14 protein-coding genes and 1 tRNA gene are annotated in these 15,305 nt (G+C 65.6%); 8 read left to right on the forward strand and 7 right to left on the reverse strand.

Annotated elements, in window-relative coordinates; genetic code table 11:
- The first annotated feature begins 78 nt into the window (after positions 1–78).
- Positions 79–2,178 carry a molybdopterin-dependent oxidoreductase gene (locus E8M79_RS08820; protein ID WP_137151553.1) on the forward strand — a complete coding sequence of 700 codons (2,100 nt, stop codon included), beginning with the start codon at positions 79–81 and terminating at the stop codon, positions 2,176–2,178.
- Here E8M79_RS08820 and E8M79_RS08825 read toward each other — a convergent pair.
- Positions 2,175–2,942: a sulfite exporter TauE/SafE family protein gene (locus tag E8M79_RS08825; RefSeq protein ID WP_137151554.1), complete on the reverse strand. Its 768-nt coding sequence runs from the start codon at positions 2,940–2,942 to the stop codon at positions 2,175–2,177. The genes E8M79_RS08820 and E8M79_RS08825 overlap by 4 nt on opposite strands.
- Before the next feature lie 328 nt (positions 2,943–3,270).
- Here E8M79_RS08825 and E8M79_RS08830 point away from each other — a divergent pair, with 328 nt between their 5' ends.
- Both E8M79_RS08830 and E8M79_RS08835 read left to right on the forward strand, forming a co-directional pair.
- Complete coding sequence (locus E8M79_RS08830) at positions 3,271–3,711, forward strand: glyoxalase superfamily protein (protein ID WP_137151555.1); 441 nt, start codon at positions 3,271–3,273, stop codon at positions 3,709–3,711.
- Positions 3,712–3,844: 133 nt separating this feature from the next.
- Positions 3,845–4,543, forward strand: coding sequence for a glutathione S-transferase N-terminal domain-containing protein (locus E8M79_RS08835; RefSeq protein WP_137151556.1), 699 nt, complete (start codon positions 3,845–3,847; stop codon positions 4,541–4,543).
- A 4-nt stretch (positions 4,544–4,547) separates the two neighbouring features.
- On the opposite strand, the gene E8M79_RS08840 is transcribed toward E8M79_RS08835, so the two are convergent.
- Positions 4,548–4,973, reverse strand: a complete 426-nt coding sequence (locus E8M79_RS08840; RefSeq protein ID WP_171015793.1) for a DUF2147 domain-containing protein — start codon at positions 4,971–4,973, stop codon at positions 4,548–4,550.
- A gap of 273 nt (positions 4,974–5,246) precedes the next feature.
- On the opposite strand from E8M79_RS08840, the gene E8M79_RS08845 reads away from it, so the two are divergent.
- A tRNA-Ser gene (locus tag E8M79_RS08845) sits at positions 5,247–5,337 on the forward strand.
- Positions 5,338–5,416: 79 nt separating this feature from the next.
- Here E8M79_RS08845 and E8M79_RS08850 read toward each other — a convergent pair.
- Positions 5,417–6,160, reverse strand: coding sequence for an SDR family NAD(P)-dependent oxidoreductase (locus tag E8M79_RS08850; RefSeq protein WP_171015794.1), 744 nt, complete (start codon positions 6,158–6,160; stop codon positions 5,417–5,419).
- Positions 6,153–6,494 carry a darcynin family protein gene (locus tag E8M79_RS08855; protein ID WP_137151559.1) on the reverse strand — a complete coding sequence of 114 codons (342 nt, stop codon included), beginning with the start codon at positions 6,492–6,494 and terminating at the stop codon, positions 6,153–6,155. The genes E8M79_RS08850 and E8M79_RS08855 overlap by 8 nt, the downstream gene beginning before the upstream one ends.
- Positions 6,495–6,580: 86 nt before the next feature.
- On the opposite strand from E8M79_RS08855, the gene E8M79_RS08860 reads away from it, so the two are divergent.
- The gene (locus tag E8M79_RS08860; RefSeq protein ID WP_171015795.1) at positions 6,581–7,225 is read left to right on the forward strand and encodes a TetR/AcrR family transcriptional regulator; all 645 of its coding nucleotides are present in this window, start codon (positions 6,581–6,583) and stop codon (positions 7,223–7,225) included.
- A 75-nt stretch (positions 7,226–7,300) separates the two neighbouring features.
- Here E8M79_RS08860 and E8M79_RS08865 read toward each other — a convergent pair whose 3' ends face one another.
- The 3 genes from E8M79_RS08865 to E8M79_RS08875 all read right to left on the reverse strand — a co-directional run bounded on the left by E8M79_RS08865 (position 7,301) and on the right by E8M79_RS08875 (position 11,009).
- Complete coding sequence (locus tag E8M79_RS08865; protein WP_137151561.1) at positions 7,301–8,608, reverse strand: glycoside hydrolase family 28 protein; 1,308 nt, start codon at positions 8,606–8,608, stop codon at positions 7,301–7,303.
- Positions 8,605–9,693 (reverse strand): sn-glycerol-3-phosphate ABC transporter ATP-binding protein UgpC, encoded by a 1,089-nt coding sequence (ugpC, locus tag E8M79_RS08870; RefSeq protein WP_137151562.1) that lies wholly within the window; start codon positions 9,691–9,693, stop codon positions 8,605–8,607. The genes E8M79_RS08865 and ugpC overlap by 4 nt, the downstream gene beginning before the upstream one ends.
- 113 nt (positions 9,694–9,806) lie before the next feature.
- Entirely contained in the window at positions 9,807–11,009 is a 1,203-nt protein-coding gene (locus E8M79_RS08875; RefSeq protein WP_171015796.1) for an ROK family protein, read from the reverse strand.
- A 167-nt stretch (positions 11,010–11,176) separates the two neighbouring features.
- Here E8M79_RS08875 and E8M79_RS08880 point away from each other — a divergent pair, with 167 nt between their 5' ends.
- Genes E8M79_RS08880 through E8M79_RS08890 form a run of 3 tightly spaced genes read left to right on the forward strand, consistent with a single transcriptional unit; the run spans position 11,177 to position 15,292 of the window.
- The gene (locus tag E8M79_RS08880; RefSeq protein WP_171015797.1) at positions 11,177–12,259 is read left to right on the forward strand and encodes an ROK family protein; all 1,083 of its coding nucleotides are present in this window, start codon (positions 11,177–11,179) and stop codon (positions 12,257–12,259) included.
- Between the two features lie 35 nt (positions 12,260–12,294).
- Positions 12,295–14,019, forward strand: a complete 1,725-nt coding sequence (locus E8M79_RS08885; protein ID WP_137153316.1) for a glycogen debranching protein — start codon at positions 12,295–12,297, stop codon at positions 14,017–14,019.
- A 37-nt stretch (positions 14,020–14,056) separates the two neighbouring features.
- A complete protein-coding gene (locus E8M79_RS08890; protein ID WP_137151565.1) occupies positions 14,057–15,292 on the forward strand; it encodes an extracellular solute-binding protein in 1,236 nt (411 codons plus the stop codon).
- Positions 15,293–15,305 lie beyond the last annotated feature (13 nt).

Consider the following 15,305-nt stretch of genomic DNA (forward strand, 5'->3'; position numbering starts at 1 on the left):
CCGCCCATTCCCAAACGCGATGGCTCACATCACTGCAATTGCATTGAGGCCAATGCCCGGCTCAGCTACCGTTCGGCTATGAACACCACGCTTGTTTCCCGCACCGTTCGCTCGGTCTGCCCGCATGATTGTCCCTCCGCCTGCGCGCTCGATGTCGATGTCATCGATAGCCGCACCATCGGTCGTGTGCGCGGCGCCAAGGACGATCCCTATACGGCGGGCGTCATCTGCGAGAAGGTCGCCCGCTATGCCGAGCGCGTGCATCATCCCGACCGGCTGACCCAGCCGCTGCGGCGCACCGGCCCCAAGGGCAGTGGCCAATATGCGCCCATCAGCTGGGACGAAGCCCTCGACGAAATCGCGCGACGCTTTGCCGCCATCGAGGCCGAACACGGCGCCGAGGCCATCTGGCCCTATTACTATGCTGGCACCATGGGCCATGTGCACCGCGACGGCATTGACCGCCTGCGCGCCGCCAAGGGCTATTCCCGCCAGTATGACACCATCTGCACCGGCCTGGCCTGGCCCGGCTTCATCGCCGGCACCGGCCTGTTGGGCGGCGTTAATCCCGAGCAAATGGCCGAGAGCGACTGTGTCGTCATCTGGGGCACCAATGCCGTGCATACCCAGGTCAATGTCATGACCCACGCCATGCGGGCCCGCAAGGAACGTGGCGCCAAGGTCGTGGTCATCGATATCTATGAAACGGCCACCATGGCCCAGGCCGATCTCGGCCTTATCCTGCGCCCCGGCACCGATGGCGCCCTGGCCGTGGCCGTGATGCACATCCTGCTGCGCGACAATCTCGCCGACCGCGCCTATATGGCCCGCTACACCGATTTCAGCCCGGACTTCGAGGCCCATCTGGCCAGCCGCACGCCCGAATGGGCCGCCGAGATCACTGGCCTCAGCGTCGCCGAGATCACCCAATTCGCCCATCTGGTCGGCACCACGCCGCGCAGCTATTTCCGCCTGGGCTATGGCTTCACCCGCCAGCGCAATGGCGCCACGGCCATGCACGCCGCGCTCTGCATTCCGGCCATGACTGGCGCCTGGCAGCACCGTGGCGGCGGCGCCTTCCATTCCAATTCGGGCACCTGGCGGCTCGACAAATCCGCCATCACCGGCGCGGCCAGCCAGAAGGGCGATCCGCGCTGGCTCGACATGTCTGAGATCGGCCCGGTGCTGACCGGCGACGCCAAGGCGCTTAAGGGCGGCGGCCCGGTCATGGCAATGATCGTGCAGAACACCAATCCGGCTTCCGTCGCTCCTGACCAGACGCTGACCCGCGCCGGTCTCTCCCGCGAAGACCTGTTCCTGGTGGTGCATGAGCAGTTCATGACCGAAACGGCCGCGCTGGCCGATATCGTGCTGCCGGCCACCATGTTCCTCGAACACAATGATTATTACACCCGTGGCGGCCACACCCGCGTGCTCTATGGCCCGGCCGTCATCGAGCGGCCGGGCGAGACGCGCTCCAACCACGAGGTCATCAATGCCCTGGCGCTGCGCCTCGGGCTCGAGGATCCCAGCTTCCACGCCAGCGACCGCGACATTGTCGCCGAGACCTTCCGCCGCTCTGGCTATCCCGCGCTCGACGAAGTCGAAAACACCGGCTTTGTCGATCGCGAGCGCCCCGATGCCGAGGCCCGCTTTGCCGATGGCTTTGCCTGGCCGGACAAGCGCTTCCGCTTTGCGCCCGATTGGCAGGGCGCTGCCGATCGCAAGCAATATCAATGGGTCTGCGACCCCGCCGAGATGCCGCGCTTTGCTGACCATTGGGCCATCACCGAAGCAACGGACGCAACGCACCCCTTCCGCTTGGCCACCAGCCCGGCGCGGGCTTTCCTCAATTCGAGCTTCAACGAGACCCCCGGCAGCCAGAAGCGCGAAGGCGCGCCCTCGGTCTTCATCCATCCCGATGATGCAGCGACGCTGGGCATTGCCGAGGGCGATTTCGTCACGCTGGGCAATCGTCGCGGCCAGGTCGATCTTACCGCACGCATCCGCACGGGCCTGCCCACCGGCGTGCTGATCGCCGAGGGCCTGCACCAGAACAAGGCGCATCGCGGCGGCTGGGGCATCAATACGCTGACCAATGCCACGCCCGCGCCGCCCTTTGGCGGCGCAGCGTTTCACGATGCAGCGGTGTGGATTCGCCGGGCCGATACGGCCTAGCGATAGGCGCCCCAGAAGAAATAGCCGGTCATGAACACGCCATAGACGATCACGGCGAGGCGGATCCACTTGGCGGGAATGCGGTGGGCATTGCGCGCGGCGAGGAAGCCGCCCACCACCACCCCCACCAGGGCGATCGAGCCGTGATACCAGTCGATGGAGCCGCTGACTGCAAAGCGCGCCACCGCCACCAGCGCCACAATGCTCGACACATAGAGCTTGAGCCCGTTCATGGCGTGAATATCGGTCAGCCCCGCTGTGGCGAGGAACGCCAGCAGCAATATGCCGAGCCCCGCATTGAAGAACCCGCCATAGACGCAGACCGCGGCAAGGAACGCCAGCAGCAGCGCAGAACCGGCCAGCTTCATGCCGCGCCGCCCGCCACCCTGTGCCGCCACAAAGCCATTGATCTTGTTGCCAAAGGCAAACAGCAGCACCGCAAAACCCATGAGCCATGGGACCACGAGGCTAAACAGCTCGTTGGACACCACCAGCAGCAGTTCCGCGCCGACATAGCCGAACACCGCCGCCACCAGCCCATAGACCACCAGGCGATGCTTATGCGCCGCCATGGCATGCCAATAGCCGAACGCGCCGCTCATATAGCCGGGCAGGGCGGCATAGGTGTTGGAGGCATTGGCGATCACCGGCGGCACGCCGACCAGCAGCAGCGCCGGGAACACGATGAACGAGCCGCCGCCGGCCAGCGAATTGAGCGCGCCACCGACCAGCCCGGCCAGCAGCAGGAACAGCGTTTCGATCATAGTCTCTCCCCGCGCGCCGGCCCCCAACGGGCTCTTGCTCTGTCGCGCATGCCTGCTGCTTACGCGCTTGCGGCGCCCAAGCCCAACCGATTTGTGTGATCGCGCCCATCACCATTGCTGATCGGCCGGCGCGCTGTGCCGTTGACAAAGCCGGTCTTCAGGCGCATATCCGCCCTCGGTTGCTGGCACCTGCCGCTCGCCGGAAGTCATTCCGACGGTGAAGTCCAGTCCCGAGCAGACGAACTGATCAGGTTCATCTTTGCGAGGCGCTTCATGGCAATGCGAGCACCCATGCAACAGTCGCCTCATGCAAATGAGAGGTCCTGTCATGTCGTTTTCACTCGATATCCAATCCGTCCAGACATTGAAGTCCGAAGCCAAGGCGCTGCGCGAAAGCACTGCCGCTGCTGGGGAATCCATCACCCATGGCGCTGCGCTCGAGCGCGTGGCCCGCACCCACGGCTTCCGGGACTGGAACACCGCCCGCGCCATGCTGCCCGACCGGGCGCCCATCGCCTTCCAGGTCGGCCAGCGCGTCACCGGCACCTATCTGGACCAGCCCTTCACCGGCAAGCTGATCGGCGTGCAGCTGCTGGGCGATATGCAGCACAGCACGGTCACCATCATGTTCGACGAACCGGTGAATGTGACGCCCGATTTCATGTTCGCTGCCTTGCGCCAGCGCGTGGTGGCCACTGTGGACCTGCATGGCGTCTCGCCCGCCATGCGCGGCAATGGGCGGCCGCAGATGGTGCTCAAGCGCGCCTGAACTGCGCCGCATGCGCGCAACATTTGTGCCGCAGATGCGTCACACGAGGCAAGGCAATCCCGCGCGGTTGCCTTGCCTATCATCGTAAAGCACCGATATAATGGCCGTAACCGCAACCGTGATTGGAATCGCGATGACGACCCAGACCAAGCCCATAGACGTCTATTCCCTGCCCACGCCCAATGGGCAGAAGGTGCACATCATGCTCGAAGAGCTCGGTGTCCCCTACGTCTATCACCGCATCGACATCGGCAAGGGCGACCAGTTCAAGCCCGAGTTCCTGGCCATTTCGCCCAACAACAAGATCCCGGCCATTGTCGATCCCGAGGGCCCCGATGGTCAGCCGATCTCGATCTTTGAATCCGGCGCGATCCTGAAATATCTCGGCCTCAAGTTCGGCCAATTCTATCCCACCGATCCGCGCAAGCAGGTGCAGGTCGATGAATGGCTGTTCTGGCAGGTTGGCGGCTTCGGCCCCATGCTGGGCCAGAACAATCACTTCAGCGTCTATGCGCCGGAAAAAGTCCCCTATGCCATCAAGCGCTACAGCGACGAGACCCATCGCCTGTTCCGCGTGCTCAACGACCAGCTCAAGGGCAAGGACTATATCGCCGGCGATTTCTCCATCGCCGATATCGCCAGCATCGGCTGGGCCCAGTCCTGGGAACGCTACGGCATTGACCGCAACGAATTCTCCGCCTTCGGCGCCTGGCTCGACCGCATGAATGCCCGCCCGGGCGTCGCCAAGGGCCTCAATGTCGGCAAGGACGCGCCCAGCTCCAACCTCGCCACCGACAAGGACGCCCAGAAGGTGCTGTTCAACCAGCGCTAAGCCCTCACGGGCCGACGCGCACCCAATCTTCGCCCCGGCACACCACGTTGAACAGCAGACACCCGTTCAGCCGCAGCGTGTCGGGGCCTTTGAGTTCCACAAACCCCTCATAGGTCTTGCCGTCCTGCGGGTTATAGACTGTGCCGGCAAACACCCCCGGCTTGCTCTCGCCGGTGAGTGTCACGATCTGCAGCCCCAGCATCGGTCGGTCGCGCAGCGCCGGGTCGCTATTGTGCACATCGGTCAAGGTCTCCGGCGACGCCGGCGTGCCATCAGCCCGCGTCTCGCCGGGCGGCAGCACGATCTTGGCCAGCGTGCCACACAGCCCTTCGGGGCAGGGGGCGATGCGCACCTCCGCGGCCTTCTCCGTGCGCCACAACCCTTCTATACCGGTCTGCGCCAGCGCCGGCGCTGTGCTCCCCAGGCTCACCAGCGCCACAGCGCCCCAAGTCGACCAAGTCCCCCAAGCCCTTGCCGCCACACCCATTGCTGCCAATCCCTCACGCACCGCCGCGCCGGCCCCGACGATTCGGGGCCCGCCCATTTCCCGCCAGTCTTGCCGTCAAATCCCGGCGCTGCCTAGCCATCGGCAGGGCCCGAAACCCCGCTGCGCAGCCCCCGCGCACACCGGCTGGGGGCAGTCAGGCTTTCCGGCCAAAAACCGCTTGCCATCGCCCCCCATGCCCGTTATCCACGCCCTGACGGAGAGGTGGCCGAGTGGCCGAAGGCACGCCCCTGCTAAGGGCGCAGATCTCAAAAGGGTCTCGTGGGTTCGAATCCCATCCTCTCCGCCACTTTCCCCCATTGCAGAGACATGCAGTCGCGGTCGCCACTGGTTTGGGCCATGGCAGTCTCAGGTTGCGCCCGCATCTCCTAGACTGAGGAAGTCTGCGCTGGCACGCCCAGCAGCATGCGGGAGGTGGCTCCGGGCGCCAGGCGCTGCAGAAGCCGCAGCATGCGGACCTGCCCCACCCAGATTTCCGCGCGGCGCCTGCGCAAGCCGTCAAGGATGGCGGATGCAGCCTTCTGGGCCGATATTTTGCCGCTGCCACGCCCAACGGTCATGTCGGTGTCGACCAGTGGCAAGACCACTTGGCTGACGAGGCAATCTGTCTGTCTCCGGGCAAGTGCGCGCAGGGCGATGGTGGCATTGGCGAGCCCCGCCTTTGCCGGGCAATAGGCACCTGCCGACAGCTTCGGCGCAAATGCCAGCGCACTGTTGATGTTGCAGATGAAACCGCCCGGACGGCGGGCAATCGTGTCGAACAACCCATAGGCCAGCATCAGCGGGGCAACTAGATCGACAGCGACCTCTGACCGTACCAGCCGGGCCAGGTCGGCAGGCGCCAACCGGGTGAGATCCGCTTCGGTTTGAAGCGCCGCATTGTTGATGAGCCCGCTAGGGTGCAGGGGGATCAGCCGCGCGACCAGCGCTGCCACATCGTCGGGGACGGACAGGTCGCATGAGACGAACTGGAAGTTCGGCCCCTCGGCAAGGTCGGGGCGCTCCCGGGCAACCCCGACAACGCTGGTGCCCTGGGCCAGCAATTGGCGCACCAAGGCGTAGCCGACGCCGCGGCTGGCGCCGGTGACGATGATCGGGCGTGCGTCAATCATGGTGCGTCTCCGCCTCGTAGGTCTGCCACCCATCCTCGATGGCGGGCAGGATGGCGATCAGCTCGAAAAAGGGCTGGGCGAACAGCGCCGTGTCGCGCAGGCGCTCGATGGTGTGGTTGAGCGCGCGGGGGGAGGGCACGCTGAGCATCCAGATATCGGAACACATGGCCGAAAAGGCTTCGCAGTCAAACTGGCGAAAGGTGACATCGGGTTCGATCGGAGCCGCAGTGGCGCCGATGCTGCGCCGTTCGGCGTGCGGCAGGGCGAGCCAGGCGGGCAGGGCCCGTACGAGGATGAACACGGTGAGAGCCTGGTTCTTGTCAGTCTGTGCCATGGATGGAGCCTTTCAGTGCTTGCTGTTGCGGCGACAACGCCTATAATCGAGCAATCACTCGGTTTTCCAACTCGCATAGGCGTGCCATGCCGCAAGAGGTCGCCAAGTCCCCGGCAGAACAGCGAAAAATCCCGCGGCAGCAGCGCGCGCTGGCCACCTGTGCGGCCATTGTCGAGGCGGCGGCTCGCATTCTTGAGGCTCAGGGAGAGGCCGCGCTCAACACCAATCGCGTGGCCGAGGTTGCCGGCGTCAGCATCGGCACGCTCTACCAATATTATCCGGACAAGACGGCCATTCTGGTCGCTTTGGTCCGGCGCGAACGCGAAATGTTTCTGGGCCGGCTACAGGCTATTCCGGCCGATGGAGCCGATGCGTTCGATGCCATGATTGCCGAGGCGATCGGCCACCAGTTTGCCCGCCCCAGGCTTGCGCTGGCCATCGAGCGGCTTGAGCCCATGCTGGCGCTCGACAGCGAGGCCGCCGAAATGGCGCAGCAGATTGCCGATCTGTCGGCGCAGCGCCTGGTGGCCCGGTTCGGCGCCCTGGCGCCAAGCGACCTGGTGACCGGCGTGATTATCGCGCGATCGCTGATCAATGCCGCTGCCGAAGGTGTCTTGCCGACAGAGATGCTGACGGATCGCGTCGGGCAGGCCGTTGCCGGCTTTCTGGAGCGGGTTGGGCATCGATCTGACGCCGCAGGCCATTCAGCGCTGTCTGCACGTCAATCGTAACCCCAAAACACCAATGGCGGCCACCAAGGCCGCCATTTGTATGTTTCATCGCTCTGGGCCGTCGCCGACGAGCCCTTAGCTGGTCACGGCCACGGCCACGTTCCAGCCTTCGGGCAGGCTGGCCGGGCGGGTGATGACCACGTCGTCGAGCACGAGGCCGGCAATGGCTGGCGCGTAGAGGCCGGGCATGCCGCCGGGGTAGGGGACCAGGCCCACAATGGCGCCGTCGGCGCCGCGGACCCAGGCGTTGGCGCGGCCGGCCATATGGGCGGCCGGGGCCAGGTCTGCCGAGGTGGGGCGCATGTCATAGGTGCGGCCGGTGCCCAGCTTGCCGGGCACCTGCGTGAGGTGGACGCGCGCCATGCGCACGTCGCTGATATCAGCCGTGCCGGTCGAGACCAGGTTGATGGCGCCTTCCATGGAGCCGGAAATATCCTCAAAGACGATCCCGCTGACGGCGCCGGCCGGGCGGCTGGCGCGGCGGTCGTCGAGCGTAATGGTCAGCGCCTCGCCCGAGCCCCAGAAGCCGTCGGCGGTTTCGTGGCAGTCCAGCGTGATGCGCGAGAAGCGCACATTGCGCACCTTGCCGCCGTCGCGCGAGAAAACGCCCAGGCCACGATTGGAGCGCAGCACCTGGCAATCCTCGAACACGATGTCCTCGAAATCGCCAAAGCTCTCGGTGCCCAGCTTGAGCGCACAGCTCTGGCTGGCCACGTCGCAATGGCGCACGGTGACATTGCGGCAGGCGCCGATGGTCTGGCCCTGCAGCGAGGTCTTGAGGCACACGCCGTCATCGGCGGTGGCAATGCTGACGTGTTCGATCAGCACATTGCTGCAACTGTCGATCACGAGGCCATCGGTATTGGGCAGGCGCTCATTGTTGGTGACGCGGACATGGGTCACCGACACATTGGTGCAGGCTACCAGATGCAGCGTCCACATCGGGGAATCTTCCACCGTGATGCCGTCGAGCCGCACGCCGGTGCAGCCCTCGAACACCAGCACGCGCGGGCGATACTGCGCCGGCGTATAGGTGCCCACGCTGGCGTCCTCGCCGATGATATAGGCGGCGCCCGGCGCCACGATGCGGCCCTTGCCGGTGATGGCGACGTTATGGGCGTCCTTGGCGCGGATAATGGCGCGGTTGGAGCTTTCGGCGATCACCGTCACCACATTGTCGGCATAGGCATCATAATCGGCAACCGGCCGCAGGATGGCGCCCTCGGCCAGATGCAGTTCTACCCCGCTGCGCAGCAGCAGGCCGCCGGTGGCATGTTCGCCATCGCCCAGCACCACGCGACCGCCACCGGCGGCTGCAGCCGTATCGATGGCGGCCTGGATTTCGGCCGTTTGCAGGGCCGAACTGCCAGCAATCAGGCTCATGGGCGTGCCGGCAGGGTCACGCCGGTGTCGGCGCGGAACACATGCACGAGGCTGGGGTCAACAGCGACACTGATTACCTGGCCGGGCACGAATTTGCGGTGGTCCGGAATGTGCAGGATGATCTCGTCGCTGGTGCCGGCCATATTGCCATAGACATAGGTTTCCGTGCCGATGCTTTCGGCATAGGACACGGTATAGGCCGCGCCAGCGCCCTCGGTGGGGCGCAGATGCTGCGGCCGGATGCCGATTTCGAGCGCCGTGCCAGAGGGCAGGTCGCCAGCATCGACGGGCAGAGTCAGTGTGCCGAAATCGGCGGCTTCGATCTCGGCCGTCGCGCCGCCAGATTTGAGCTTTGCCGGGAACACATTCATGCTGGGCGAGCCGATGAAGCGCGCCACAAACCGGTTGGCCGGATGCATGAACAGCTCTTCGGGCGTGCCGAACTGTTCGAGCTTGCCGGCATTGAGCACGGCAATGCGGTCGGCCATGGTCATGGCCTCCACCTGGTCATGCGTCACATAGATCATGGTGGCCTTCAGCCGCTGGTGCAGCCGGGTGATTTCGGCGCGCGTCTGCACGCGCAGTGCAGCATCGAGGTTGCTCAGCGGCTCGTCGAACAGGAACACCTGCGGATCCCGCACAATGGCGCGGCCGATGGCGACGCGCTGGCGCTGGCCACCCGAGAGGTCACGCGGGCGGCGCTCCAGATAGGGTTCCATGGCCAGCATGCGCACGGCCTCGAGCACCTTGGCCTCGATGACCTCCTTGGAGAGCTTGAAGTTCTGCAGGCCGAACGACAGGTTTTCCCGCACCGTCATGTGCGGATAAAGCGCATAGCTCTGGAACACCATGGCGATGCCGCGCTCGCCGGGCGAGAGGGCCTGCACATCATTGCCGCCGATGCGGATATGGCCGCCGCTGACCTTGTCGAGGCCCGCAATCAGGCGGAGCAGGGTGGATTTGCCACAGCCCGAGGGGCCCACGAAGACGACGAATTCGCCGTCCTTCACTTCAAGGTCCACGCCCTTGATGATCTCGGCATCGCCAAATGACTTGAACACCGCATCGAGCTGCAAAGAGGCCATGATCTATCTTCCTGCAAACGTGGCGGGACCCAAAATCCCGTCCTTTGGCGGCGAAATCTGCCCGACCGCACTTCATTCGTCAATATGACGAACGAATGACTTCGCTGCAATCCCTACTGCCGCAGCGTCGGCAGGCCCAGACGTCCGGGCACTTCGAGTGTGGAAAACAGCGAGTTGTGCATCTGGCCCAGCGACATGGCGGCGGCGCCCAGCACCGTGGCGCGCGGCCCCAGCCGGCTGGCCTCGACGCGAATGGGGCGCTTCTGCACGCGCGGCATCCACTCGCCAATGCGCCGCACCAGTTCGGGCCGTCCGCCGATATTGCCGCCGAACACCACGCGGTCGGGGTCGATCACCGAGGTGACTGTCAGCACCAGCAGCGCCGCAATGCGCGCCGTCTCGTTGATGGTCTCTTCGGCAATGCGGTCGCCGGCCTCAAGGGCGTCAAATATTGCGCGCACCGTCTGCGCCGTGCCGCCCAGACGCTGATGCCGCTGCACAATGCCGGTGGCGCCAATGCTGGTCTCGAGCGCGCCCTGTTCCAGGCTCTCGGGTGCAAACGGGTCCCCGCCCAGCGGCAGATAGCCGATTTCACCAGCGGCCAGACTGCTGCCGCGCAGCAATTGCCCGTCGACCAGAATGCCCAGGCCCACGCCGGTGCCGATCGAGACAAAGGCGAAATGGTTGTCGGCATTCTCGCCGGCTTCCCAATATTCGCCCAGCGCCGCCGCATTGACGTCGTTCTCGAACATCACCTGGCAATCGAGCGCGCTGCGCAATTGCCCGGCCAGATCCAGCTCGCCGATTCCCGGCAGGTTGGGCGCCAGGTCCAGTCGGCCCTGCGGGCTCATCACGCCGGGGGTGGCCACCGTGGCCACCTGCAGCCGCTCGGCCGGCGCCTTGGCCGCGTCGAGCAGGATTTGCTTCAATCGCTTGGCCTGGGCCGGCAATTGCCCGCCCTGGCCATCGGCCGCCAGCTCATGCTGGGCCACCACCGTGCCCGAAATATCGGCGAGCACGCCGCGCAGCGTGCTGGCGCCCAGATCCAGCCCCAGGGCAAAGCCGGCCGTCGCGTCGATCTCATAGCGCACGGCGGTTCGGCCGACGCCGCCCGAGATCATGCCGCTTTCCTTGACCCAGCCGCGCTCGGTCAACACCAGCATCACTTCCGAAATCGTCTGCTTGGACAGGCCCGTTGCCCGCGACAGGCTGGCGCGCGAGGTGGCGCCATCGAGCAGCAGCCGCTCCATCACGGACCGAACGGAGAGCTGGCGCAGGACCGGCGAGGCAACGAGACGATGATTCACTTCAGCCACGTGCATTTGTTCTGGACACTGCCTAACTCGACGCCTTTAGAGGGCCTGTCAAGCGCGCCCATCAAAGCCCCAATCAAAGCCCCTGGGGAGGGGACACGGGAAGCCGCTTGACAAGCCTGTCACAATTTCATTTCATTCGTCATGCTTACGAACAAATAGGTCTGATCTTGTCCGCTGCCAGCCTGCTCACCGCCATCGATGCTGTGCTTGCCGATCCAGCGGCAGCGCGCCATGGCCTTGCCGAAGTGGCCGGCGACCGCTTGCAGCAGGCCGGCTGGCTCTCCCAGACCAATCGGGCAGGGCTGGTGATCGGCCTCGATCTCGGTGGCACCAAGCTCCATGGCGCCATTGGCGATGCGCAGGGCGCCGTGCTTGCCGAAGGCACCGGCGCCACCGAAACCGCCAGCGTCGATAGCGTGCTTGGCCAGATGGTCGATATGGTCAATGACCTGATGGCCCGCGCCGGCGCCAAGCCCGCCCAGGTGGCCCAGATCGTCGTCGGCGTGCCCGGCGTCGTCGCGCCCGACGGCTCGGTCAGCCTCTCCCCTCATGTGCCGTTCCCGGCCGGTGTCTCGCTCGCCAAGGCGCTGGGTGATGCCACGGGCCTGCCGGTCTTTGTCGAAAACGACGTCAATATCGCCGCCGTCGGGGAATATGCCGCCCGCCAGATGCAGTCCGGCATGCTGGCCTTTGTCGCACTGGGCACCGGCATTGGCATGGGCCTGATCGTGGATTCGGCCATTCTGCGCGGCGCCAGCGGCGCGGCTGGCGAGATCAGCATTCTGCCTTTTGGCGCCGATCCCCTGGCCGCCATTGCCGCCAATCCCGGCGGGTCCTTTGAGGCAGTCGTCTCCACCGGCGGCATTCTGCATCGTGCCCGGGCTGCCGGCGCCAGCGCCATCACCGTGCGGGCGCTGTTCGATAGCGCCGACAAGGGCGACGCCCTGGCCAAATCCGTCATCGACGCCAGCCTGCGCGATCTGGCCATCGGTCTTGCGGCTGTCGTGGCCCTGCTTGATCCTGGCGTCATCGTGCTGGGTGGCGGTATTGGCGCGCGTCCCGGGGTCTCTGAACAGGTCGCCGCCTGGCTCAAGCGCCTGGTGCCGACACCCTGCACGGTCGAGCGCAGTCGCCTCGGCGACAAGGCCGGCCTTCTTGGCGCTCTGGCGCAGGCCCGGCGTCTCGCCCGGGCGGCGCTGGTGGCCGATAGCTTTTTCGCCGACACAGCCGACAAGGGAGCCGCCGCATGACCCGGTCCATGACCTATAATGAGCATGGCAATGTCATGTGGCCCCTCGCCAGTGGCCTGGCCGGCACCGATACCCCGGTGCTGCTGCCCATCATGGCGCCGCGCCTGCAGGCCGATTGCGAGCCTGATGGCCGCATCACTGTCTCCGTCTGGGGCGTGGGCGCCATTGCCACGCTCTCCTTCACGCCGCTGGCCGCGCCTTTTGCCTATGGCCCCAATCTGATCGAGGCCGCCAATGGCGGCGTCTATGTCGCCCAGTCCCTGCCGGTCATGGTCATTCGCGGCACCCAGTTGCAGCGCCTCGCCGCCAAGACCAAGGCCGCCTGGTGGCACACGCCCGATGCCGCCACGCCCAAGCCCAAGTCCAGTCGCCGCGGCATCCGTCGCACCCTGGTGCTGGAGTGGGGGGCCGTCGCCATCGAACAGCGCGGCAATGATCTGGTCATCGCCGGCGGCGCTGATCTCGATGAGGCCCAGGCCGCGCTGTCCCTGTCCGTCGATGCCATCGTTGCCGAGGCCAAGGCCTATCTGAGCCGTTGCGATCGCCTGCCGGAGGCTGATCCCCTGATGCGCTCCATGGTCATCCAGGGCACCCATGCCGCGCTCTCCGCCATGCGCCAGGCGCGCGATGGCAGCTTCGCCGGTCTTGCAGCCGGGCAGGGCTATAGTTCGCCCGCCCGCACCTATTACCGCGATGGCTACTGGACGCTGCAGCCGCTGCTGACCCTGGCGCCCGAGGCCGTGCGCGACCAGATCCGCCTGCTCGCCAAGGGCATCCAGCCCGATGGCGAAGCGCCCAGCGCCATCATTCTCTCCGGGCCCGCCCAGTCTGCCGCCTGGGACATTTTCCGCCGCACCACCCATCCTTACGTGCTTGAGCATGCCCGGCCGCAGGATTGGTGGAGCGACCATTTCGACAGCCCGCTGTTCTTCATCCTGACGCTGGGCGACTATGTGCGCACCACCGGCGACAGCGCCGAGGCCCGCCTCCACTGGGCCCACGTCAAGTCCATCGTCGCCCGCTATGTCGCGGCGTCTGGCCCCGATGGCCTGCCGCGCAAGCCCGATCATGATCGCGACTGGGCCGACAACGTCTTCCGCGAGGGCCTGGTCTCCTACAATCTCGGCCTCTGGGTCGGCGCGCTCGACGCCATTGTCGCCATGGGCGGCAGCATCGATCCCGATCTGGCCAAGCAGGCTGGTGAACTGGCCAAGACGGCCCGCGCGTCCATCGATGCGGCCCTCTGGCAGCCCGCGCTGGGCCATGTCGCCGAATACCGCAACACCGACGGCTTTGTGGAAGACCACTTCGCCCTCGATAGCCTGACGCTGCTGCGCTACGACGCCATCAGCACGGCCCATGCGCTGACCTCGCTGGAAACCGCGACCACCAAGCTCGAAAGCCGCAATAACCCCATTCAGCCCTATGGCGACTGGGGCGTGCTCTGCGCCTTCCCGCCCTACAAGAAGCCGGCGCACACCCGTGCCAAGTCGGCCTTTGCCTTCCGCTATCACAATGGTTCGGACTGGCCCTATTGGGACGGTGTCTATGCCGAAGAGCGCCTGCGCCGGGGTCTGCCCGGTGCGCGCTATGCCCTGACGCGCTGGTGGCAGGCCTGCCTCAGCAGCGGCTGGGCCGGCGCCATTGAATACTATTCACCGCCCTTTGGGCGTGGATCGCTGCTCCAGGGATGGAGTGGCCTGCCGGCTGATGTCGCGGTGCGCTACCGCGATGCCATCGGCCTGTCAGACGAGGGATAACGTAACGTCCGCTTGCGGACACTAGGAGGAACTGCAAATGAAACTGATGAAGCTGGGCACCATTGCCCTGGCGCTGAGCACGGCGATGCTGTCGCCGGTCTTCGCGTCCGAACTCAAGCTGATGTGGTATGTCGACGGCGACGAGCAGGAAGCCAAGCTGCGCGGCCTGCTCGACCAGTACACCGCTGCCAATCCCGACACCACGTTTGACCTGCAGATCGTGCCCTACGAGACCACGGGCACCAAGTTCCAGCAGTTCGCCGCCTCCGGCAGCTTCCCCGACGTCTCGCTGAGCTCGTCCATGCCGCCCATCATTCGTCCCTTCCTGGTCGATTGGGCTGAAGTCAATGGTCCGGAATGGATCGACCAGTTCGTCGCCGGCTGGGCCGATGGCGCCAAGCTCGACAGCAAGGTCATCGCGGCGCCACTCGATGTCACCGCCGTGGGCATCTATTATAACGCCGACGCCTTCGCCAAGGCCGGCGTCGAGATCCCGGCCGATGGCTGGACCTGGGACGAAGCCCTGCCCAAGTTCAAGGAAGTCGCCGAAAAGGCCGGCGTCCGCTTCCCGCTGGTCTGGGACGTCTCGGCGCACCGCTTCCTGACCTATGAGTTCCAGTACGGCAACCACGTCTTCTCCGAAGACGAGCCGCTGACCGTGGCCATGGACGATGCGTCCTGGGAAAAGACCATGGACCAGTTCATTGCCATGGCCAATGAGTACATGCCCCCGGGCCTGTGGTCTGGCGCGAGCTCGGACAGCCCGGTCGACATGTTCGTCAACCAGCAGGCGGTTGCCTATATGTCGGGCAGCTGGCAGATCGGCAACTTCGGCGACAACGCCAAGTTCAAGTGGGTTGCCGGTCCGACCCCCAAGGGTACCGTGGCCTCGTCCAACGTGGGCGGCAACTATTTGCTCGCCTTCAACACCAGCGCGCACCTGGAAGAGTCCACCGCCTTTGTGAACTGGATGACCTCGCCGGAAATCCAGGCCGTCTACGCCAAGACCTTCGGCCTGCTGCCCGCCAACAAGAACGCCCCCGCTGTCGACTACGCCAGCGCCGACGCTCAGGCGGCCGTTGTGGCCTTCCAGAAGGAACTCGAACTGAGCCCGCGCTATGCTGCCACCGACCAGGCCTGGCCGGAAATGCAGGCGACCTGGGATTCGATCAAGGCTGGCATCACCCAGGCTTACGTTGGTCAGATCACGACCAAGGACGCCGTTGCCGGTATCCGTGCCGCAGCTGAAGCCGCAATCGCGGCTGGCCGCTAAATGAACGAGGGCG

The organism is Devosia sp. FKR38 (genome assembly GCF_005222805.1).
Taxonomy (GTDB): domain Bacteria; phylum Pseudomonadota; class Alphaproteobacteria; order Rhizobiales; family Devosiaceae; genus Devosia.

Excerpts from the sequence above, each read along its gene's own strand:
- E8M79_RS08820 (WP_137151553.1), top strand. The coding sequence starts at position 79 with ATGAACACCACGCTTGTTTCCCGCACCGTTCGCTCGGTCTGCCCGCAT.
- E8M79_RS08825 (WP_137151554.1), bottom strand. The coding sequence starts at position 2,942 with ATGATCGAAACGCTGTTCCTGCTGCTGGCCGGGCTGGTCGGTGGCGCG.
- E8M79_RS08830 (WP_137151555.1), top strand. The coding sequence starts at position 3,271 with ATGTCGTTTTCACTCGATATCCAATCCGTCCAGACATTGAAGTCCGAA.
- E8M79_RS08835 (WP_137151556.1), top strand. The coding sequence starts at position 3,845 with ATGACGACCCAGACCAAGCCCATAGACGTCTATTCCCTGCCCACGCCC.
- E8M79_RS08850 (WP_171015794.1), bottom strand. The coding sequence starts at position 6,160 with ATGATTGACGCACGCCCGATCATCGTCACCGGCGCCAGCCGCGGCGTC.
- E8M79_RS08855 (WP_137151559.1), bottom strand. The coding sequence starts at position 6,494 with ATGGCACAGACTGACAAGAACCAGGCTCTCACCGTGTTCATCCTCGTA.
- E8M79_RS08860 (WP_171015795.1), top strand. The coding sequence starts at position 6,581 with ATGCCGCAAGAGGTCGCCAAGTCCCCGGCAGAACAGCGAAAAATCCCG.
- E8M79_RS08865 (WP_137151561.1), bottom strand. The coding sequence starts at position 8,608 with ATGAGCCTGATTGCTGGCAGTTCGGCCCTGCAAACGGCCGAAATCCAG.
- ugpC (WP_137151562.1), bottom strand. The coding sequence starts at position 9,693 with ATGGCCTCTTTGCAGCTCGATGCGGTGTTCAAGTCATTTGGCGATGCC.
- E8M79_RS08885 (WP_137153316.1), top strand. The coding sequence starts at position 12,295 with ATGTGGCCCCTCGCCAGTGGCCTGGCCGGCACCGATACCCCGGTGCTG.
- E8M79_RS08890 (WP_137151565.1), top strand. The coding sequence starts at position 14,057 with ATGAAACTGATGAAGCTGGGCACCATTGCCCTGGCGCTGAGCACGGCG.